We start from the raw sequence: 20,864 nt of genomic DNA, 5'->3' as shown, positions 1-20,864 counted from the left end.
TCGGCGAACGTCCGATGCTGGTTGCTCATGGGTGGAACGTTGATTATTCGGCACGATCAGGTAGAGGGACTGCTAGTACTGCTTCGGCGTGGAACGCAGGGTCTCGATCGGGTCGGGCCGGGCGCGCTGTTGGGTGTCTGAGGGTGCGAGCGTTGCTCGTCCTTCGGGTTGCCGGCCCCAGTGAACTCGCTGTTGCTCAGCGGGGTGGTGGGTGGCTGGTCGTTGCTTGAGAACTGCACAGTGGACGCGAGCATCTGTGGCCAAGTTTTTAAGGGCGCACGGTGGATGCCTTGGCACCAGGAACCGATGAAGGACGTGGGAGGCCACGATAGGCCCCGGGGAGCTGTCAACCGAGCTTTGATCCGGGGGTGTCCGAATGGGGAAACCCGGCAGTCGTCATGGACTGTCACCCGCTGCTGAACACATAGGCAGTGTGGAGGGAACGAGGGGAAGTGAAACATCTCAGTACCCTCAGGAAGAGAAAACAACCGTGATTCCGGGAGTAGTGGCGAGCGAAACCGGATGAGGCCAAACCGTATGTGTGTGAGACCCGGCAGGGGTTGCGCATGCGGGGTTGTGGGATTTCTTTTGACCAATCTGCCGGTTGGTCGGCGAGTCAGAAACCGTTGATGTAGGCGAAGGGCATGCGAAAGGCCCGGCGTAGAGGGTAAGACCCCCGTAGCTGAAACATCAGCGGCTCGTTTGAGTTATTCCCAAGTAGCACGGGGCCCGAGAAATCCCGTGTGAATCTGGCGGGACCACCCGCTAAGCCTAAATATTCCCTGGTGACCGATAGCGGATAGTACCGTGAGGGAATGGTGAAAAGTACCGCGGGAGCGGAGTGAAATAGTACCTGAAACCGTGTGCCTACAAGCCGTGGGAGCGTCGGAGTGTGTTTACACATTCTCGTGACTGCGTGCCTTTTGAAGAATGAGCCTGCGAGTTTGCGGTGTGTTGCGAGGTTAACCCGTGTGGGGAAGCCGTAGCGAAAGCGAGTCCGAATAGGGCGTTGGAGTAGCACGCTCAAGACCCGAAGCGGAGTGATCTAGCCATGGGCAGGTTGAAGCGGAGGTAAGACTTCGTGGAGGACCGAACCCACCAGGGTTGAAAACCTGGGGGATGACCTGTGGTTAGGGGTGAAAGGCCAATCAAACTCCGTGATAGCTGGTTCTCCCCGAAATGCATTTAGGTGCAGCGTCGTGTGTTTCTTGCCGGAGGTAGAGCACTGGATAGGCGATGGGCCCTACCGGGTTACTGACCTTAGCCAAACTCCGAATGCCGGTAAGTGAGAGCGCGGCAGTGAGACTGTGGGGGATAAGCTCCATGGTCGAGAGGGAAACAGCCCAGAGCATCGACTAAGGCCCCTAAGCGTACGCTAAGTGGGAAAGGATGTGGAGTCGCAGAGACAACCAGGAGGTTGGCTTAGAAGCAGCCACCCTTGAAAGAGTGCGTAATAGCTCACTGGTCAAGTGATTCCGCGCCGACAATGTAGCGGGGCTCAAGCGTACCGCCGAAGTCGTGTCATTGCAGTATGTACTCCTAACGGGGACTGTGATGGGTAGGGGAGCGTCGTGTGCCGGGTGAAGCAGCCGCGGAAGCGAGTTGTGGACGGTTCACGAGTGAGAATGCAGGCATGAGTAGCGATACACACGTGGGAAACGTGTGCGCCGATTGACTAAGGGTTCCTGGGTCAAGCTGATCTGCCCAGGGTAAGTCGGGACCTAAGGCGAGGCCGACAGGCGTAGTCGATGGACAACCGGTTGATATTCCGGTACCCGCTTTGAAGCGCCCAATATCGAATCCATTAATGCTAAGGCCGTGAAGCCGCCGGGTGCGTCTTCGGACAATCTCGGAGTGGTGGAGCCGCTGATCCAAGGTGGTAGTAGGTAAGTGATGGGGTGACGCAGGAAGGTAGTCCAGCCCGGGCGGTGGTTGTCCCGGGGTAAGGGTGTAGCCCGAGAGATAGGTAAATCCGTCTCTTGTCGAGGGTGAGACCTGATGCCGAGCCGATTGTGGTGAAGTGGATGATCCTATGCTGTCGAGAAAAGCCTCTAGCGAGTTTCATGGCGGCCCGTACCCTAAACCGACTCAGGTGGTCAGGTAGAGAATACCGAGGCGTTCGGGTGAACTATGGTTAAGGAACTCGGCAAAATGCCCCCGTAACTTCGGGAGAAGGGGGGCCACGTCTGGTGATCCGATTTACTCGGTGAGCTGGGGGTGGTCGCAGAGACCAGCGAGAAGCGACTGTTTACTAAAAACACAGGTCCGTGCGAAGCCGTAAGGCGATGTATACGGACTGACGCCTGCCCGGTGCTGGAACGTTAAGGGGACCGGTTAGCTCCATTTCGGTGGGGCGAAGCTGAGAACTTAAGCGCCAGTAAACGGCGGTGGTAACTATAACCATCCTAAGGTAGCGAAATTCCTTGTCGGGTAAGTTCCGACCTGCACGAATGGCGTAACGACTTCTCGACTGTCTCAACCATAGGCCCGGTGAAATTGCACTACGAGTAAAGATGCTCGTTTCGCGCAGCAGGACGGAAAGACCCCGGGACCTTTACTACAGTTTGATATTGGTGTTCGGTTCGGCTTGTGTAGGATAGGTGGGAGACTTTGAAGCGGCCACGCCAGTGGTTGTGGAGTCGTCGTTGAAATACCACTCTGGTCGTGCTGGATGTCTAACCTGGGTCCGTGATCCGGATCAGGGACAGTGTCTGATGGGTAGTTTAACTGGGGCGGTTGCCTCCTAAAGGGTAACGGAGGCGCCCAAAGGTTCCCTCAGCCTGGTTGGCAATCAGGTGTTGAGTGTAAGTGCACAAGGGAGCTTGACTGTGAGACCGACGGGTCGAGCAGGGACGAAAGTCGGGACTAGTGATCCGGCGGTGGCTTGTGGAAGCGCCGTCGCTCAACGGATAAAAGGTACCCCGGGGATAACAGGCTGATCTTCCCCAAGAGTCCATATCGACGGGATGGTTTGGCACCTCGATGTCGGCTCGTCGCATCCTGGGGCTGGAGTCGGTCCCAAGGGTTGGGCTGTTCGCCCATTAAAGCGGTACGCGAGCTGGGTTTAGAACGTCGTGAGACAGTTCGGTCCCTATCCGCTGTGCGCGTAGGAGTCTTGAGAAGGGCTGTCCCTAGTACGAGAGGACCGGGACGGACGAACCTCTGGTGTGCCAGTTGTCCTGCCAAGGGCATGGCTGGTTGGCTACGTTCGGGAGGGATAACCGCTGAAAGCATCTAAGCGGGAAGCCTGCTTCGAGATGAGGACTCCCACCCACTTGATGGGGTAAGGCTCCCAGTAGACGACTGGGTTGATAGGCCGGATATGGAAGCACGGTAACGTGTGGAGTTGACCGGTACTAATAGGCCGAGGGCTTGTCCTCAGTTGCTCGCGTCCACTGTGTTAGTTCTGAAGTAACGAACAGGCCGTTTGCTGGTTTGTGTTGGATATCTTCATAGTGTTTCGGTGGTCATAGCGTTAGGGAAACGCCCGGTTACATTCCGAACCCGGAAGCTAAGCCTTTCAGCGCCGATGGTACTGCAGGGGGGACCCTGTGGGAGAGTAGGACACCGCCGAACAATTCTTCAGCCGTGACCCCGGACATAGTCCGGGGTCACGGCTTTTTTGCATTACCCCTCTTTACGGGCACGCCAGGCCTGAAGGTAAGGTCAGGGGCATCATCGACACGTTCACCACAGGAGGCCCCCGGGTGGAGGTCCAGGAGACTCGCGTTCAGACGGACCGGGTGCTCACCATCCCCAACATTCTCAGCATGGCGCGCCTCCTCGGCGTGCCGCTGTTCCTGTGGCTGATCCTCCTGCCCGAGTTCGGGGGGCCGAAGGCCGATGGCTGGGCACTGCTCGTGCTCGCGCTCAGCGGCATCAGCGACTACCTCGACGGAAAGCTCGCCCGTCGCTGGAACCAGATCAGCAGCCTCGGGCGCATCCTCGATCCCGCTGCTGACCGTCTCTACATTCTTTCCACCCTCGTGGGCCTCACATGGCGTGGGATCCTGCCGCTGTGGCTTACCGCGGTCCTGCTGGCCAGAGAGGTGATGCTGCTTGTGATGGTGGCAATCCTCCGCCGGCATGGGTATCCCCCGCCGCAGGTGAACTTCCTCGGGAAAGCTGCAACCTTCAACCTGATGTACGCGTTCCCATTGCTCCTCTTGAGTGATGGAAACAGCTGGCTTGCATCACTTGCCCAGATTTTCGGATGGGCGTTCGCTGGATGGGGTACAACTCTGTATTGGTGGGCAGGGATCCTCTACGTGGTCCAGGTCCGCCGACTCGTCAAGGCGGATCGCATGGCCGATTGAGCCATCTGCCCGGAGTCGTGCAGAATCCCGCCGGCCCGTACAAGACCTACAGGGGCCTGCCCGGATGGGTGAAGTCGGCTAGACCGTCGTCTCTTCAAGGAGGACGCTTCCGACATGAAGGCCGTCGTGATGGCTGGTGGCGAAGGAACACGGCTTCGCCCCATGACCTCGAGCATGCCCAAGCCGCTCCTGCCGGTGGTGAACCGGCCGATCATGGAGCATGTGCTGCGCCTGCTGAAGCGGCATGGGCTCACTGAGACCGTCGTAACCGTCCAGTTCCTCGCATCCCTCGTCAAGAACTATTTCGACGATGGTGAAGAACTGGGGATGGAGCTCACCTACGCCCATGAGGAGAAGCCGCTCGGCACTGCCGGGAGCGTGAAGAACGCCGAGGACGCACTCAAGGACGACGCGTTCCTCGTCATCTCCGGAGACGCTCTCACCGACTTCGACCTGACCGACCTCATCGCCTTCCACAAGGAAAAGGGCGCGATGGTCACGGTGTGTCTGACGCGTGTGCCGAACCCGTTGGAATTCGGCATCACGATCGTCGACGAGCACGGAAAGGTTGAGAGGTTTCTTGAGAAGCCCACCTGGGGGCAGGTCTTCTCCGACACCGTGAACACCGGTATCTACGTCATGGAGCCCGAGGTCTTCGACTATGTCGAAGCCGATGTGTCCGTGGACTGGTCAGGCGATGTCTTTCCGCAGCTCATGAAGGAAGGCAAGCCGATTTACGGCTATATCGCGGACGGCTACTGGGAGGACGTCGGCACCCACGAGAGCTATGTCAAGGCGCAAGCCGACGTTCTCGAAGGCAAGGTCGACGTGGATATCGATGGCTTCGAGATCTCCCCGGGCGTATGGGTCGCCGAGGGGGCCGAGGTGCACCCCGACGCGGTACTCCGCGGGCCCTTGTATGTCGGCGACTACGCCAAGGTGGAAGCGGACGTGGAAATCCGCGAGCATACCGTGGTCGGCTCCAACGTCGTGGTCAAGAGCGGCGCTTTCCTCCACAGAGCCGTCATCCACGACAACGTCTACATCGGGCAGCACAGCAACCTGCGCGGCTGTGTGATCGGGAAGAACACCGACATCATGCGGGCCGCGCGCATCGAGGACGGCGCTGTGATCGGCGATGAGTGCCTCATCGGTGAGGAATCGATTGTCCAGGGCAATGTGCGGGTCTACCCGTTCAAGACGATCGAGGCGGGCGCCTTCGTCAACACCTCCGTGATCTGGGAGTCGCGGGGCCAGGCGAACCTGTTCGGCGCCCGCGGAGTCTCGGGGATCCTGAACGTGGAGATCACCCCGGAACTGGCCGTGCGGCTCGCGGGCGCGTACGCCACCACCCTGAAGAAGGGCGCGACCGTCACCACGGCACGTGACCACTCCCGTGGCGCGCGGGCACTCAAGCGGGCTGTCATCTCGGCGCTCCAGGCCAGCGCCATCGACGTACGCGACCTCGAGAACGTGCCGCTCCCCGTGGCACGTCAGATGACGGCGCGCGGCAGCGCCGGCGGAATCATGATCCGCACATCGCCCGGGGTGCCCGACTCCGTGGACATCATGTTCTTCGACGAGCGAGGGGCTGACCTGTCCCAGGCCGGGCAGCGCAAGCTGGACCGGGTCTACGCACGCCAGGAGTACCGTAGGGCCTTCCCCGGTGAGATCGGTGACCTTTCCTTCCCGGCCAGCGTCTTCGACTCGTACACGGGCACCCTGCTGCGGCAGCTCGACACGACGGGGATCTCCGACGCCGGCCTCAAGGTCGTTGTCGACGCATCGAACGGAAGTGCGGGCCTCGTCCTTCCCAGCCTTCTCGGTCGGCTCGGCGTGGACGCGCTGACGATCAACCCGGGGCTGGACGAATCACGGCCCACCGAGACCACTGACGCGCGCAGGAGAGGCCTGGTGAGGCTCGGGGAGATCGTCGCATCGGCTCGGGCCGCCTTCGGAGTGCGCTTCGACACGGTGGGTGAGCGGCTGTCGCTCGTCGACGAGCGTGGCCGGATCGTGGAGGACGACCGGGCCCTGCTCGTGATGCTCGACCTCGTCGCCGCGGAGCGGCGCAGCGGGCGGGTCGCGCTGCCGGTGACCACGACGCGTATCGCCGAGCAGGTCGCCGCCTACCACGGGACCCAGGTCGAATGGACCACGACATCGCCCGACGACCTGACCCGGGTCTGCCGGGAGGACTCCACGATCTTCGGCGGAGACGGACGTGGCGGGTTCATCATCCCGGAGTTCAGCAGCGTCTTCGACGGCACGGCGGCCTTTGTCCGGCTGCTGGGGCTGGTCGCACGTACTCAGCTCACACTCAGCCAGATCGACGCCCGGATTCCGCGGGCGCATGTGCTGAAGCGTGATCTGGCGACCCCGTGGGCGGTCAAGGGGCTTGTCATGCGCAGGGTGGTCGAGGCGGCGGGAGACCGTTCCGTCGACACCACCGACGGAGTGCGCGTGGTCGAGGCGGACGGACGCTGGGTCATGGTGCTGCCCGACCCGGCTGAGGCCGTCACCCATCTGTGGGCCGAGGGCCCTGATGACGCCTCTGCTCAGGCGCTGCTCGACGAGTGGTCGCGTGTCGTGGAGAGCGCCGGGAACTGAAGCCGCTGCCGTAGCCCCAGGCAGGCAGCTGTGTGCCGGAAGGCGGCGGCGAGGAACGCCTTCCGGCACACAGGTGGGGCCATTCGGCGGTAGCGGGGGCGACGTGCGACGATGTGCGGCATGCCGCAGCAGCCCCCCGTTCGGAGCACAGCCCCGCCAACTCGTCCTGATGCGTCGATGTCGCTGCTGACCAACGTGATGGACCACAGCCTGGATGACGGCTATGCGGAGGCGGCTGCTCGCAGGGACGCGGAGGGCGCAGTCCTGTCGAAGCCGCTGCGGGCCAAGCTCGGTCTTGCCGCGGGCCTGGTGCTGGCCGCACTTGTGGTGACGTTGGGCGCGGCTCAGGCGCGGATATCGGCACCGGTGGTGGCGAAGGAGCGTGAGGAGCTCATCGACCGCATCGATGCCGAGACGGCGGCCGCCGACACACTCGAAGCCGATGTGGAGCGCCTTCGTGACGAGGTGGGGGAGCGGCAGCGCAAGGCGCTGGAGAAGCACGGCGGTGACCGGGCCGAGCTGGTCGGTCTGCTTTCCGGCGACACGGAGGTGCACGGTCCGGGGGTCAAGCTCGTCGTGGACGACGCCAAGGGCACCGAGGCCGACGGCGGCGGGCCCCGTGAGAGCTCCGGGTTCTCCGACACGGGCCGAGTACGCGACCGGGACATGCAGCGCGTCGTGAACGGCCTGTGGGAGTCGGGTGCCGAGGCCGTCGCCATCAACGGCCAGCGGCTGACCGCCCTGTCCGCGATCCGGGCGGCGGGTGACGCCATACTGGTCGACAACAAGCCGCTGGTGCCGCCCTACACGGTCCTGGCCGTCGGGAACGCCAAGAAGCTGGGGACGGTCTTCCAGGACAGCGTCGACGGACAGTATCTGCACGCGCTGGAAGAGAACTTCGGCATCCGAAGCACCATCTCTCCCCAGGAAGAGGTGCGCCTGCCGGCTGCGCCGAGCCTGATAGTGCGTACCGCACAGCCGAGGACCGCTGATGCCCGGGCAGGCACGCGTCCGGGCACGGAAGACTCAGAGACAGGGAAGGGCACATCGTGATCGCCGTACTGGGCCTCGTCGTGGGAGTCGTGGCGGGACTGTTGCTCCGCCCCGAAGTACCGGCGGTGGTCGAGCCCTACCTGCCGATCGCCGTGGTCGCGGCCCTGGACGCGGTATTCGGCGGTCTGCGCGCCATGCTCGACGGGATCTTCGTCGACAAGGTCTTCGTGGTCTCCTTCCTGTCGAACGTCGTGGTCGCCGCCCTGATCGTGTTCCTCGGCGACAAGCTGGGCGTCGGTGCCCAGCTGTCGACGGGTGTGGTGGTGGTGCTGGGTATCCGGATCTTCTCCAACGCGGCTGCCATCCGCCGCCATGTCTTCCGGGCGTGAGACCGATGCAGGAGCACGAGCCGATGACCGCGCGGAACGCCGAGCACCCCGAGAACCACGGGCACCCTGGGAACCGCGAGCGCCACAAGCACCCCGAGAGCGCCGACCGCGTAGCGAGCACCGGGAGAGCTGGGCAGCCCGGGCCTGAGAGCGCCCACGAGCCGGTGAGTCCGGCGCGGGCCGCTGATGTGCCCGAGAGCGCCGATGGTCCGGAGGCCGCGGAGGAGCCGGGCACTCCCACCGATGCAGAGATGACCGGCCGTCAGCGGCTGATCGCCGGCCTGTGGCCGCCGCGTGTCACGCGCGCGCAACTGGTGGTCGCGCTGCTGCTGTTCGTCCTGGGGCTCGGTCTGGCCATCCAGGTCCAGTCCACGAGTGACAACAGCGCCCTGCGGGGAGCGCGCCAGGAGGATCTCATTCGCATCCTCGATGAACTCGATGACCGAACCAAGCGTCTGGAAGATGAGAAGCAGCGTCTCGAGGACCAGCGGACCGAGCTGGAGACCAGTTCGGACCAGGCCGAGGAGGCGCGTCGTCAGACCCAGGAAAAGGAGCGTCAGCTGGGGATTCTCGCCGGTACGGTGAAGGCTGAGGGCCCGGGCATCACCCTGACGATCGACAATGCCGGAGCCGTGGAGCCTGACATGCTGCTGGACGCCATCCAGGAGCTGCGCGCCGCGGGCGCCGAGGCTGTCCAGATCAACGACGTCCGGGTGGTCGCCGACACCTACTTCTCCGGCAGCGGTGGCGACATCCGGATCGACGGGACGAAGATCAGTGCTCCGTACGAGTTCAGGGTCATCGGCAAGCCGCAGGACCTCGAACCGGCGTTGAACATCCCCGGAGGCGTGGTTCAGACCCTGGAAAAGGAGCAGGCCACGGCTACGGTGACCCGGTCGGAGAAGATCGTTGTGGACGCCTTGCGATCGGTGGAACGGCCTGACTACGCTCAGTCGTCCTCTTCATGAGACGGGAGAGCATGAGGGGACCGGACAAGGGCATGAGGTTGCGGGGGGTCGGCGCATCGTAAGGGTGCTGAGTGGTGGAAACTGTCCGGAGGGTACGGACGTTGTGAAGTTGTCCGGGTCGGCAGGCGTGGTCAATCGGGATTCCTGCCTTACGGGCGGGTCTGTTTCGGTCAAGGGGAATCGCCCGTGAAGTTGTTTGCGAAGTTGTTCGGCAAGAGCGCACGCGAGGACGGCGGCTCCGCCCGTCATCGTGCACCGCGCCATGGCCAGGAGGCGGAGCAGGAGGGCGAGCGTCCGCTGTTCCGGGACGAGGCCCCCGGTGGAGCCGGTGACATTCCGGGCGGCCAAGGCGCGTCTGGTGTTGACCCTGCCGGTCCCGGCCGCATAGGTTTCGGAGAACCGTCAACCTCAAGTACGGGTGGAGGGTTTCCCTCGGATCCGTACGCCTCACAGGCCCCCGCGGGGCAGCCGCGGCAGGAGGATCCGTCCATGCCGGTATGTACGCGGTGCGGGCACCGCAACGCCGAGACCAGCCGTTTCTGCTCGAACTGCGGGGCACCGCTGCGGGCCGGGGCTCAGGCGGAGCGCGCGGCGGAGACCACGTCGACCATCTCCATCTCGGGTCTCGAGGCATACGACGCCGAGGTGACGGGCCAGACCGCCGTTCCCTCGCTGTCGCCCGAGGCGCAGGCCGCGGTCGACGCGCTGCCCATGGGCTCGGCGCTGCTGGTGGTACGGCGTGGGCCGAACTCCGGTAGCCGCTTCCTGCTGGACGGTGAGCTCACCACGGCGGGCCGGCATCCGCAGAGCGACATCTTCCTGGACGACTTCACCGTGTCCCGGCGGCATGTGGAGTTCCGCAGGACGCCTGACGGCAGCTTCACCGTCACCGACGTCGGCAGCCTGAACGGTACCTATGTCAACCGGGAGCCGATCGACTCGGTCCTGCTGTCGAACGGTGACGAGGTCCAGATCGGCAAGTACCGGCTGGTCTTCTACTCGAGCCAGCGGGGCGTGTGACCCCTCAGGGAAGGTCCATGCTGCGAACAAAACCGGCGGGCGGTGCCGCGCGCGGCACCGCCGGTGGCGACCGGCTGGTCAGCATCGGCTCGGTGCTGAACCAGCTGCGGGACGAGTTCCCCGAAGTCACCATCTCCAAGATCCGCTTCCTGGAGAGCGAGGGTCTGGTCGAGCCGCGGCGCACCGCTTCTGGCTATCGCAAGTTCAGCCCGGAGGATGTCGAGCGGCTCGCCCAGGTCCTGCGGATGCAGCGGGATCACTATCTGCCCCTCAAAGTGATCCGTGAGCAGCTCGATGCCCTGGAGCGAGGCGACCCGCCCGCTCATCGATCCCAGAGCACTCCGGACGGCATCTACCAGCCAGGGGAAGACCCGGAGCGCGAGGGGCCGACCGCGGCGCGGGTGGGCAGGTCGGAGCTGCTGGCCGCCGCTGAGATCACCGAGGACGAGCTGGCCACCTGGGAGTCGTACGGCCTGATCACCTCCGCTGCGGACGGTGCTTATGACGCGCAGTCCGTGACGGTGGCCAAACTGGTGGCGCACCTGGGTCGTTTCGGTCTGGAACCCCGACACCTGCGGGCCATGAAGGCTGCCGCCGACCGCGAGGCCGGATTGGTCGAACAAGTGGTCGCACCGTTGCGACGGCATCGCAATCCCCAGACCAGGGCGCATGCGGAGGCCACCACCAAGGAGCTCGCCGACCTCTCCGTCAGGCTGCACGCCGCCTTGGTGCAGACGGCCCTGGGTGTCAGGTTGCGCTGAGCTCGGGCTGATCTTGGGGGAACCCGACTACCCAAACCTGCCGGGCACGTCCTAGGGTTGCTGTGTGAACGAGCTCGATGTTGTGGGTGTCCGGGTGGAAATGCCTTCCAACCAGCCGATCGTGCTCCTGCGCGAAGTGGGAGGCGATCGTTACCTCCCCATTTGGATCGGCCCCGGCGAGGCGACCGCGATCGCCTTCGCCCAGCAGGGCATGGCCCCCGCCAGGCCGCTGACCCATGACCTTTTCAAGGACGTACTGGAGGCGGTCGGGCAGGAACTCACCGAGGTCCGCATCACTGACCTGCGTGAGGGTGTGTTCTACGCCGAGCTGGTCTTCGCCAGCGGGGTGGAGGTGAGTGCGAGGCCGTCCGACGCCATAGCGCTCGCGCTGCGCACCGGCACGCCGATCTACGGCAGTGACGGTGTGCTGGACGACGCGGGGATCGCGATCCCGGACGAGCAGGAGGACGAGGTGGAGAAGTTCCGCGAGTTCCTCGACCAGATCTCGCCCGAGGATTTCGGCTCCAGCAGTCAGTGAGCGGGCAACGCCGGTCACCGGTTCGAGTGGGGTCGCATAACCGGTGATTCCTTCCCGATGAGGGGTCATCGAAAACCACTCTTCGGGTGATTATCACTCGGCGTGCCGAGTGTGGCGATCGTTGACGCGCCCCGGGCGACTGCCTACCGTCGAGTTTGCAGGTCAAGGACGGAGGTCGGCGTGAGAACCAGCGGCGACGGTGCGGCAGGGGGGTCCCTCGGAGTCAATCCGGGGCACGGTGGGCCGTATCCGCTTCACATGAACGCGGCGTATGACGCCACGTCCGAGACCGTCGGCTACCGGGGGCCGACCGCCTGCGCCGCCGCAGGCATCACCTACCGGCAGCTCGACTACTGGGCGCGTACCGGTCTGGTGGAGCCGAGTGTCCGAGCGGCATACGGTTCGGGCACCCAGCGTCTCTACAGCTTTCGCGACGTGGTCGTCCTCAAGATCGTCAAGCGCTTCCTGGACACGGGGGTCGCCCTGCAGAACATCCGCGCGGCGGTGCAGCACCTGCGGGCACGCGGTTTCGCGGACCTTGAGCGGTTGACCCTGATGAGCGACGGCGCGACCGTCTACGAGTGCTCATCGCCCGATGAGGTGGTGGACCTCCTCCAGGGCGGGCAGGGCATCTTCGGGATCGCCGTGGGTGTGGTGTGGCGCGATGTGGAAGCGGCGCTGTCGGAGCTGCACGGTGAGCGTGTCGACACCGGTGAGACGCTGGTCGGGCACCATCCGTCGGACGAACTGGCCAGACGTCGTCGGGACAGGGCCGGCTGACCGGTCGGCGCGCGTACCCCGTTCGTACGCCTGTGCGGGCGATTGTCAGTGGCGTAGGGCAGCATCTGGGGTGTGAGATCCGCGCCGCTGATCCTGCATCTGGACATGGATGCGTTCTTCGCCGCCGCCGAGCAGGCGGCGAAGCCGAGCCTGCGCGGAAAACCGGTGGTCGTGGGTGGTCTCGGGCCCCGTGGGGTCGTGGCCACCGCGTCGTACGAGGCGAGAAGTTTCGGCGTGCACTCGGCGATGCCCATGGCGCAGGCGAGGCGCCGCTGCCCCAATGCCGCGTACCTCGTCCCGCGCTTCTCGCTCTACCGCTCGGTGAGCGACCAGGTGATGGGATTGCTCGCCCGCCTGTCACCGCTGGTGGAGCCGCTGAGCCTGGACGAGGCGTTCGTGGACCTGGAGGCGGGTGGTGCGGCCGATGGCTCCGGATCCGCGCGGGAGGCCGGTGAACGGCTGCGCAGGGACATCCTCGCGGTCACGGGACTGACCGGCTCCGTGGGCCTCGCCGGTTCCAAGATGCTCGCGAAGATCGCATCGGAGCAGGCCAAACCCGACGGCTTGGTGCTGATCGAACCAGGCACCGAACGCGAGCTGCTGGCGCCCATGCCGGTGCGCATCCTGCCCGGCGTGGGTCCGGCGACCGGGGAGCATCTGAGGCGGGCCGGCATGACCACCGTCGACGACCTCGCCGAAGCCGGCGAGGACGAACTCGTGCGGCTGCTGGGGAAGGCCCATGGCGCATCGCTGTTCAGGATGGCGCTGGGGCACGATGATCGCCCCGTGGTGGCCGAGCGTGACGCGAAGTCGGTGTCGGTGGAGGACACCTTCGACGTCGACCTGCACGACAGGGTCCGTATCAGGCTGGAAGTGGAGCGCCTGGCCGACCGCTGCGTCCGGCGGTTGCGGACCTCCGGGCATTCGGGGCGGACCATTGTGCTGAAGGTGCGCCGTTTCGACTTCTCCACCCTGACCAGGTCGGAGACCCTGCGCGGGCCGACGGACGACGCGGCCGTGGTGCGGGAGGCGGCGGCCCGGCTGCTGGACGCGGTGGACACCACGGGCGGGGTGCGACTGCTCGGGGTGGGTGTGAGCGGTCTCGCCGACTACACCCAGGAGGATCTGTTCGCCCAGGCCGCTGCCGAGGCCACCGGCGGCCAGGCCGGTGGGGACGAGGGAGTCCCGCGCGACACCGCCGACGAGGAGGCCGATCCGGGTCGGACACCGATCGAATCGCCGACGGAGCGGCACTGGCAAGCGGGGCACGATGTCCGACACGCCCGCTTCGGTGTCGGCTGGGTGCAAGGCAGCGGCCTCGGACGGGTCACGGTCCGCTTCGAGGAACCGTGGTCGACCGCTCCGGGCCGGGTGCGCACCTTCGCCGTGGACGATCCCGAACTGGCTCCGTCGGAGCCGCTGCCCCTGGTCATGCCCGGAAGTCCCCCCGCTGTTCCGGCGGAAGGAGCGTCACCGGGCGATGCGCGTGCTCAGCCCTCCCGGTCGTCGTTGCCGGCCAGCCGGCCGAAGTCGCGGTCGCCCGGAGCGCCGGGGGCCGGTGACCCACCGCCGCTCGGCGCGGGCGGCGGAGGTGTCGGGTTCTCCGAAGGCGTGGGGAGGTCGAGACCGTAGTGGTGGTACAGCTGGAGTTCCTGCTCCGGGGAGAGATGCCGGCCGACGCCGAAGTCCGGTGCATCCTTGATCAGAGCACGTTCGAAGGGGATGTGCAGTCCGTCGGTAGCCAGCTCGCTGGGTTCCAGTGGGACGAACGCGTCCCTGCTGAAGAGGCCGGTGCGCACGGCTGCCCACTCCGGGACACCGGTCGCGTCGTCGAGGTACACCTCGTCCACGGTCCCGATCTTGGTGCCGTTGCGGTCGAATGCCTTGCGGCCTATCAGGCTGCGCGGATCGATATCGGTCTGCACGGTCCCTCCACATGGTCGCACTGCTCCGTAAGTACTACGAAAGTGCACTTTTGTGGGGTCGGCCACTCGACCTTTCCGGTGAAGACCGCGCTGGTAGGCTGGCAGACGGCTGTTGACCCCGCGCGGGAGAGCGCCCCGGACATGCATGACGCGTACCGGAGCCGCCGAAGGAGCAAATCCTCCCCGGAATCTCTCAGGCCCAAGTACCGCACGGGTGAGGTCACTCTGGAAAGCAGGGCGGATGCCGCACGGCATACGCACTCACCGACGGTGAAAACCGGAATGCCAGTGAGCGGGCGGACCGGTGAAGCTCTCAGGTCAGATGACAGAGGGGGAGGCCGTCCGGGCACTCGCCGTGGTGCCCCTCGCAGGTCGCATCGACCAGGAGGCCTCACATGACCGCCAACCGCATTCCGCTCGTCCAACTGGAGCGGGGCATCCCCTTCGAGCAGCGTCACATAGGGCCCGACGCGGAGGCCCAGGCGAAGATGCTGGCGCAGGTCGGCTTCGGCTCGCTCGACGAACTCACCGACGCCGCCGTACCCGACGTCATCAAGAGCGCCGAGGCACTCGGATTGCCCGAGGCTCGCACCGAGGCCGAGGTCCTGGCCGAGCTGCGCACCCTCGCCGACCGCAACGAGGTCCTCGCCCCGATGATCGGTCTCGGCTACTACGGCACCTTCACCCCGCCGGTCATCCTGCGGAACGTCATGGAGAACCCCGCCTGGTACACGGCTTACACGCCCTACCAGCCCGAGATCTCCCAGGGCCGGCTCGAAGCCCTGCTCAACTTCCAGACGATGGTCGCCGAGCTCACCGGTCTGCCCACCTCCGGCGCCTCGCTGCTGGACGAGGGCACCGCGGCAGCCGAAGCCATGTCCCTGTCCCGGCGGGTCGGCAAGGTCAAGGGCGGTGTCTTCCTGGTCGACGCCGACGCTCTGCCGCAGACCATCGCCGTGATCGAGACCCGAGCCGAGCCCACCGGTGTCGAGGTCGTCGTCGCCGACCTCAGCGACGGAATCCCGGCGGAGATCGCCGAGCGGGGCGTCTTCGGCGTGCTGCTGCAATACCCGGGAGCCTCCGGTGCCGTCCGGGACCTCAAGCCGACCGTCGACCAGGCCCACGGGCTCGGCGCGATCGTCACCGTGGCGGCCGACCTGCTGGCGTTGACCCTGCTCACCTCGCCCGGTGAGCTCGGTGCGGACATCGCCGTCGGCACCACCCAGCGCTTCGGTGTCCCGATGGGCTTCGGCGGCCCGCACGCCGGTTACATGGCGGTCCAGGACAAGCACGCCCGCAGCCTGCCCGGCCGCCTCGTCGGTGTCTCGGTCGACGCGGACGGCAACCGGGCCTACCGTCTGGCGCTCCAGACACGAGAGCAGCACATCCGCCGTGAGAAGGCCACCAGCAACATCTGCACCGCGCAGGTGCTGCTGGCGGTGATGGCCGGGATGTACGCCGTCTACCACGGTCCTGACGGCCTGCGGACCATAGCGCGCCGCACCCACCGCTACGCCACGATCCTGGCCGCCGGTCTGCGCGCGGGCGGAGTGGAGCTCGTCCACGGCGCCTACTTCGACACGCTCACCGTCCGGGTCCCCGGCAAGGCCGCCGAAATCGCCGCCGCCGCCCGTGCCAACGGCGTCAACCTGCACCTCGCCGACGCCGACCGTGTATCGATCTCCTGTGACGAGACCACCGGCCGTGCCCAGCTCGCCGCGGTCTGGGCCGCCTTCGGCGTCGAAGCCGACGTCGAAGCTCTGGACGCGAGCGCCGAGGACACCCTCCCGGCCGCGATGCTGCGCACCGACGACTACCTGACCCACCCCGTCTTCCACCAGCACCGCTCCGAGACCGCGATGCTGCGCTACCTGCGCCGTCTCGCCGACCGCGACTACGCCCTCGACCGCGGCATGATCCCGCTCGGCTCCTGCACCATGAAGCTGAACGCGACCACCGAGATGGAGTCCGTGACCTGGCCGGAGTTCGGTCAGATCCACCCCTTCGCCCCGGTCGACCAAGCGCAGGGTTACCTCACGCTCATCCACGAGCTCGAGGAGCGCCTCGCCGAGGTCACCGGCTACGACAAGGTGTCGATCCAGCCCAACGCCGGCTCGCAGGGTGAGCTCGCCGGCCTGCTCGCCGTGCGCGCCTTCCACCGCGCCAACGGCGACGAGCAGCGCACGATCTGCCTCATCCCCTCCTCTGCGCACGGCACCAACGCCGCCAGCGCGGTCATGGCGGGCATGAAGGTCGTCGTGGTCAAGACCGCCGACGACGGTGAGATCGACATCGAGGACCTGCGCGCCAAGATCGAGCAGCACCGCGACGAGCTGTCCGTACTGATGATCACGTACCCGTCGACGCACGGTGTCTTCGAGGAGCATGTCGCCGACATCTGCGCGCAGGTGCATGACGCCGGCGGCCAGGTGTACGTCGACGGCGCCAACCTCAACGCGCTGGTGGGTCTCGCCAAGCCCGGCCGGTTCGGCGGCGACGTCTCGCACCTCAACCTGCACAAGACCTTCTGCATCCCGCACGGCGGCGGTGGCCCGGGTGTCGGTCCCGTGGCGGTCCGTGAGCACCTCGCTCCGTACCTGCCGAACCACCCCCTCCAGCCCGCCGCAGGACCGGAGACCGGCGTCGGACCGATCTCGGCCGCGCCCTGGGGTTCCGCGGGCATCCTGCCGATCTCCTGGTCCTACGTCCGGCTGATGGGCGGTGAGGGGCTGAAGCGCGCGACCCAGGTCGCCGTGCTCGCGGCGAACTACATCGCAAAGCGCCTTGAGCCGCACTACCCGGTGCTGTACACGGGCCCGGCGGGACTCGTCGCGCACGAGTGCATCGTCGACCTGCGTCCGCTCGCCAAGGCAACCGGCGTCAGTGTGGACGACATCGCCAAGCGGCTCATCGACTACGGCTTCCACGCCCCGACCATGTCGTTCCCGGTGGCCGGCACGCTGATGATCGAGCCCACCGAGAGCGAGGACCTGAACGAGCTCGACCGGTTCTGCGACACCATGATCGCCATCCGTGCGGAGATCGAAAAGGTGGCGTCGGGCGAGTGGCCTGCCGACGACAACCCGCTGCGCAACGCCCCGCACACCGCTGCCGCGCTCGGCGGCGATTGGGACCACCCCTACAGCCGTGAGGACGCGGTCTTCCCGGCCGGAGTGCAGGCGGCGGACAAGTACTGGCCACCCGTGCGCCGCATCGACGGTGCCTTCGGCGACCGCAACCTCGTCTGCTCCTGCCCACCGCTGGACGAGTACGACGCCTGACATCGCGGCGGCTGCGCTCTGATGCGCAAAGTGGCCGGTTCGGAGCGTGCACTTCTCCGAGCCGGCCCTCAGCCGTTTCGCCCGCTCAGGCGGCTGTGGCCACGGTCTGCGGCCGGTGCGGAGCGATGATCTGCCCGTCCGGGAGCAGCTCACCGGTGTCCTCGAACAGCAGGACGCCGTTGCACAGCAGGCTCCAGCCCTGCTCCGGGTGGTGCGCCAGGAGACGGGCGGCCTCCCGGTCGGGCGAGTCGGCTGAGGGACAGGGTGGCTGGTGCTGGCACATGGAGGGGTTCTTTCGCTGCGGTGTGGTGAGGAGTGTGCTGTGGCTTGATGCGGTGTTCATGACCGCCCCCGTATTCATCGGTCCGATCCGATCCCAGTGTTGCCCCACAGGCGTCGATCCGCAGGGATTTCACGGCAGCTCGTCTTACCACTTAATGACGTATCACCCGCGCGGACGGTTCAGCCGAAGCACACCATCCCTTCGGGTGGTTCGTGGGTACCGCTCTGACTAGTTCTTCTGGCTTCGCCGGGGCCCTCGGCCGCCATCGGGGACTATGCGGGCGGACTGGTATCCGACGCGGCAATGCCCCGTGGCCCGAGGGCCACGGGGCGTCGTGCGCTGTGCCGTCGCAGGTTCAGCCGTGGGCTGTCACGGTGCGAGAGCCTCAGGCAGGGGAGCCCAGGAGCGGTGCGCGTGTCGCCCGCAGGGTGAGGACGGGAAGCAGCTCGGCGGCCCGGTGGGGGCGGTGGGCCGCGATGCCCGGTGGGGCCGGTGCGAGCGGCACCAGCAGGTCGTCAGGCGCGGGTGCGCCTGACGAGGCGTCGGCAGTGATGTCCCCGTGCAGCCACAGCGTGAGCATGTAGAGCTCCGGTACGGACAGCAGCCGCGGCTGGTAGTCGGAGGTCAGGGCTTCCGCCTGGACCAGCGCCTGTTCCGTTGCGACGAGGTAGGGGCCTTCGAAGAAGTGCGAGAAGGCCCAGCCATCCTGGGTCAGCATCGTGTCAGCTGCGGCCACGGATCTCTCGCCGGCGCGGATCAGAAACCTCCAGCCGGCGAGCCTGGTGCGGGGAGCCTGGCCGGGCCGGGGCACGACCTGTTCCAACACGTACACGGGCAGGGGGAGTTCGGCACTCACCGCGCCCTGGACGGAGCGGAGGGTGGGTGTGGGAGCCTGGCGCACCGCGGCGGGGGAACCGAGAGCCGTGAGGACGCTGCGCAGGGCAGGCTGAGGGGCCGGGGGGGCATTCAGCGGCATGGTGGGTCGCCTCTCACTCAAGAGACACGGTGATGCGAGGGCAGATGCGGACGGCACTGTGATCGTGGTGCAGAGGGGGCTGGAAGGCCATGCCCGGGCGTCAACTCTCGCCCTCGTTTGCCGAGTTTATACGACGCGTGTTCACGCGGTGTTTCAGCTAGCTCTGCCCGATATTGCGGGCAAGGCCGAATCAGGACCTTTTTCGCCGGACGTTTTCCTGGCTCTTTCGTGAGTGCTGAGGTGTCACCTGGGGAGCGATCCCGGCAGTGGTCGGCCGGATCTCATCGGCGATTCTCACCACATCCGGGCGACTCCCGCGGTACGTCTGCATGAGAGTAACTGCGCGTTGCTTCATGCCGACGGAATGTGCCCCGTGAATGCCGCATCAACACTATCGCGTCGTCATCACTCCCGGGGCGTTATGGATCAGTGGGTCTGGGCATTATCGTCCGTGACGCGAACGGCCTGTGCCGCAGGCCGCCCACTCGAGGAAGGGTGCTTCGATGGGGGAGAAGGTCGTTGCAGGCACGTTCGACCTGTCGGATCGCCAGAGGTACCGGAGGAAGCTCCAGCAGTGTCTCGCGGGGCTGGGGAGGCTCCTGGCGGAGCAGAGGTTCGACCGGCCGAAGAACTTGATGGGACTGGAGATCGAGCTGAATCTCGCGGGTGCCGACGGTATGCCGCGCATGAGGAACGGTGAAGTGCTCGACCGGATAGCGAGCCGTGATTTCCAGACCGAACTCGGAATGTTCAACCTGGAGGTCAACATAGCCCCGCACCGGCTTGAGGGACGCGTCTTCGACCAGCTCGCCGAGGAACTGCACACCAGCCTGGGGTATGCCCACCGCAAGGCCGCCGAGCTTGATGCCGGAATCGTGATGGTCGGGATCCTCCCGACCATAGAGCCCAATGACCTGGTCTCCGCGAATCTCTCGGAGGTCGACCGGTATGTCCTGCTGAACGACCAGATCGTCGCCGCGCGGGGCGAGGACTTCACCCTCGACATCGACGGGGTGGAGCATCTCACCTGTTCGTCGACGTCGATCGCGCCCGAGGCCGCTTGCACCTCGGTGCAACTGCACCTCCAGGTGACGCCCGCCCGGTTCGCCCAGGTGTGGAACGCCGCGCAGGCCATCGCACCCGTCCAGATCGCGGTCGGTGCCAACGCGCCCTTCCTCTTCGGCAAGGAGCTCTGGCGCGAGTCACGGCCTCCCCTGTTCCAGCAGGCCACGGACACCAGGCCGCCGGAACTCCAGGCGCAGGGCGTCAGGCCCCGCACGTGGTTCGGTGAGCGCTGGGTGGAGTCGGCGTACGAACTCTTCGAGGAGAACCTGCGCTTCTTCCCCGCGTTGCTGCCTATCTGCGACGAGGAGGACCCGCTGCGAGTGTTGGACGACGGCGGCATCCCGCGGCTCCAGGAACTCGTGTTGCACAACGGAACCGTCTACCGCTGGAACCGTCCGGTGTACGGACTCGCCGACGGCGTACCCCACCTGCGCGTCGAGAACCGGGTGTTGCCGGCCGGACCGACCGTCAACGACGTGGTGGCGAACGCGGCCTTCTACTACGGGATGGTGCGCGCGCTGGCCGAGGAGTCCCGTCCGGTGTGGACCCGGATGCCGTTCGAGGTCGCCGCGGAGAATTTCGACGCCGCCTGCCGCCACGGCATCGACGTCGAGTTGATGTGGCCTCGTCCGGGCCGCGGAGGTGGAATGACACGGGTGCCGGCCGTCAAGCTCGTACGGGACGAACTGCTGCCGCTCGCCGCGGCCGGGCTCGAAGCGTGGAACGTGGAAGCCGTGGACCGCGACTTCTATCTCGGGATCATCGAAGGGCGCTGCCGCCGCAAGGTCAACGGCGCGTCCTGGCAGGTGGATGCCTTCCACCGGGCGATGGAGTCGGGGCTCGGCAGGGAAGCCGCGCTCGCCGCCGTGACACGGAGCTACACCGAGCTGATGCACCAGGGCGATCCCGTACACACCTGGCCCACTTGGTCGGCCGCCTGACGTCACCGTACCCGCCAC

The 20,864-nt window shown here is 66.0% G+C and carries 14 protein-coding genes, 2 rRNA genes, 1 pseudogene and 1 riboswitch; of the genes and pseudogenes, 14 read left to right on the top strand and 3 right to left on the bottom strand.

Going from position 1 to position 20,864, the window contains the following annotated elements:
• Nucleotides 1–258 precede the first annotated feature (258 nt).
• The 12 genes from V1460_RS22110 to V1460_RS22055 all read left to right on the top strand — a co-directional run bounded on the left by V1460_RS22110 (nucleotide 259) and on the right by V1460_RS22055 (nucleotide 14,007).
• Nucleotides 259–3,380, top strand: a 23S ribosomal RNA gene (locus tag V1460_RS22110).
• 79 nt (nucleotides 3,381–3,459) lie between these two features.
• Nucleotides 3,460–3,576: ribosomal RNA gene (gene rrf, locus V1460_RS22105) — 5S ribosomal RNA — on the top strand.
• Between the two features lie 131 nt (nucleotides 3,577–3,707).
• Nucleotides 3,708–4,316: a CDP-alcohol phosphatidyltransferase family protein gene (locus V1460_RS22100; protein ID WP_338675362.1), complete on the top strand. Its 609-nt coding sequence runs from the start codon at nucleotides 3,708–3,710 to the stop codon at nucleotides 4,314–4,316.
• 114 nt (nucleotides 4,317–4,430) lie between these two features.
• On the top strand, nucleotides 4,431–6,926 hold the full coding sequence (locus tag V1460_RS22095) for a mannose-1-phosphate guanyltransferase (RefSeq protein ID WP_338675361.1): 2,496 nt from the start codon (nucleotides 4,431–4,433) through the stop codon (nucleotides 6,924–6,926).
• 120 nt (nucleotides 6,927–7,046) lie between these two features.
• A complete protein-coding gene (locus V1460_RS22090; RefSeq protein ID WP_338675360.1) occupies nucleotides 7,047–7,979 on the top strand; it encodes a DUF881 domain-containing protein in 933 nt (310 codons plus the stop codon).
• Nucleotides 7,976–8,308, top strand: a complete 333-nt coding sequence (locus tag V1460_RS22085) for a small basic family protein (protein WP_242332811.1) — start codon at nucleotides 7,976–7,978, stop codon at nucleotides 8,306–8,308. Before V1460_RS22090 ends, V1460_RS22085 begins: the two co-directional genes overlap by 4 nt.
• A gap of 23 nt (nucleotides 8,309–8,331) precedes the next feature.
• Nucleotides 8,332–9,276, top strand: coding sequence for a DUF881 domain-containing protein (locus V1460_RS22080; RefSeq protein WP_338675359.1), 945 nt, complete (start codon nucleotides 8,332–8,334; stop codon nucleotides 9,274–9,276).
• An 81-nt stretch (nucleotides 9,277–9,357) separates the two neighbouring features.
• Nucleotides 9,358–10,296 (top strand): FHA domain-containing protein, encoded by a 939-nt coding sequence (locus V1460_RS22075; RefSeq protein WP_338678147.1) that lies wholly within the window; start codon nucleotides 9,358–9,360, stop codon nucleotides 10,294–10,296.
• Nucleotides 10,297–10,313: 17 nt separating this feature from the next.
• A complete protein-coding gene (locus V1460_RS22070) occupies nucleotides 10,314–11,057 on the top strand; it encodes a MerR family transcriptional regulator (protein WP_338675358.1) in 744 nt (247 codons plus the stop codon).
• 64 nt (nucleotides 11,058–11,121) lie between these two features.
• Entirely contained in the window at nucleotides 11,122–11,595 is a 474-nt protein-coding gene (locus V1460_RS22065) for a bifunctional nuclease family protein (protein ID WP_026281837.1), read from the top strand.
• 180 nt (nucleotides 11,596–11,775) lie between these two features.
• A complete protein-coding gene (locus tag V1460_RS22060) occupies nucleotides 11,776–12,375 on the top strand; it encodes a MerR family transcriptional regulator (protein ID WP_407077508.1) in 600 nt (199 codons plus the stop codon).
• 72 nt (nucleotides 12,376–12,447) lie between these two features.
• Entirely contained in the window at nucleotides 12,448–14,007 is a 1,560-nt protein-coding gene (locus V1460_RS22055) for a DNA polymerase IV (RefSeq protein WP_407077507.1), read from the top strand.
• 173 nt (nucleotides 14,008–14,180) lie between these two features.
• Here V1460_RS22055 and V1460_RS36485 read toward each other — a convergent pair.
• Nucleotides 14,181–14,447 (bottom strand): annotated as a pseudogene (locus tag V1460_RS36485) (PRC-barrel domain-containing protein); the annotation flags it as partial.
• Nucleotides 14,414–14,519, top strand: a riboswitch (glycine riboswitch). Its footprint overlaps the pseudogene before it by 34 nt.
• Nucleotides 14,520–14,695: 176 nt before the next feature.
• Between V1460_RS36485 and gcvP the strand changes: the two are divergent.
• The gene (gene gcvP / locus V1460_RS22045) at nucleotides 14,696–17,581 is read left to right on the top strand and encodes an aminomethyl-transferring glycine dehydrogenase (RefSeq protein ID WP_338675355.1); all 2,886 of its coding nucleotides are present in this window, start codon (nucleotides 14,696–14,698) and stop codon (nucleotides 17,579–17,581) included.
• Between the two features lie 85 nt (nucleotides 17,582–17,666).
• On the opposite strand, the gene V1460_RS22040 is transcribed toward gcvP, so the two are convergent.
• Nucleotides 17,667–17,864 (bottom strand): DUF5999 family protein, encoded by a 198-nt coding sequence (locus V1460_RS22040; protein ID WP_338678146.1) that lies wholly within the window; start codon nucleotides 17,862–17,864, stop codon nucleotides 17,667–17,669.
• 385 nt (nucleotides 17,865–18,249) lie between these two features.
• Complete coding sequence (locus V1460_RS22035) at nucleotides 18,250–18,840, bottom strand: hypothetical protein (protein ID WP_338675354.1); 591 nt, start codon at nucleotides 18,838–18,840, stop codon at nucleotides 18,250–18,252.
• 503 nt (nucleotides 18,841–19,343) lie between these two features.
• Between V1460_RS22035 and V1460_RS22030 the strand changes: the two genes are divergently transcribed.
• Nucleotides 19,344–20,846: a glutamate-cysteine ligase family protein gene (locus V1460_RS22030; RefSeq protein ID WP_338675353.1), complete on the top strand. Its 1,503-nt coding sequence runs from the start codon at nucleotides 19,344–19,346 to the stop codon at nucleotides 20,844–20,846.
• The last annotated feature ends 18 nt before the right edge of the window (nucleotides 20,847–20,864 follow it).

This window comes from Streptomyces sp. SCSIO 30461 (assembly GCF_037023745.1).
Lineage (GTDB): Bacteria > Actinomycetota > Actinomycetes > Streptomycetales > Streptomycetaceae > Streptomyces.
The sequence above is the reverse complement of the archived record's forward strand: the minus strand, read 5'-3'. Positions and strand labels throughout refer to the sequence as shown.

Excerpts from the sequence above, each read along its gene's own strand:
- V1460_RS22095 (WP_338675361.1), top strand. The coding sequence starts at position 4,431 with ATGAAGGCCGTCGTGATGGCTGGTGGCGAAGGAACACGGCTTCGCCCC.
- V1460_RS22035 (WP_338675354.1), bottom strand. The coding sequence starts at position 18,840 with ATGCCGCTGAATGCCCCCCCGGCCCCTCAGCCTGCCCTGCGCAGCGTC.
- gcvP (WP_338675355.1), top strand. The coding sequence starts at position 14,696 with ATGACCGCCAACCGCATTCCGCTCGTCCAACTGGAGCGGGGCATCCCC.
- V1460_RS22080 (WP_338675359.1), top strand. The coding sequence starts at position 8,332 with ATGACCGCGCGGAACGCCGAGCACCCCGAGAACCACGGGCACCCTGGG.
- V1460_RS22040 (WP_338678146.1), bottom strand. The coding sequence starts at position 17,864 with ATGTGCCAGCACCAGCCACCCTGTCCCTCAGCCGACTCGCCCGACCGG.
- V1460_RS22090 (WP_338675360.1), top strand. The coding sequence starts at position 7,047 with ATGCCGCAGCAGCCCCCCGTTCGGAGCACAGCCCCGCCAACTCGTCCT.
- V1460_RS22070 (WP_338675358.1), top strand. The coding sequence starts at position 10,314 with ATGCTGCGAACAAAACCGGCGGGCGGTGCCGCGCGCGGCACCGCCGGT.
- V1460_RS22030 (WP_338675353.1), top strand. The coding sequence starts at position 19,344 with ATGGGGGAGAAGGTCGTTGCAGGCACGTTCGACCTGTCGGATCGCCAG.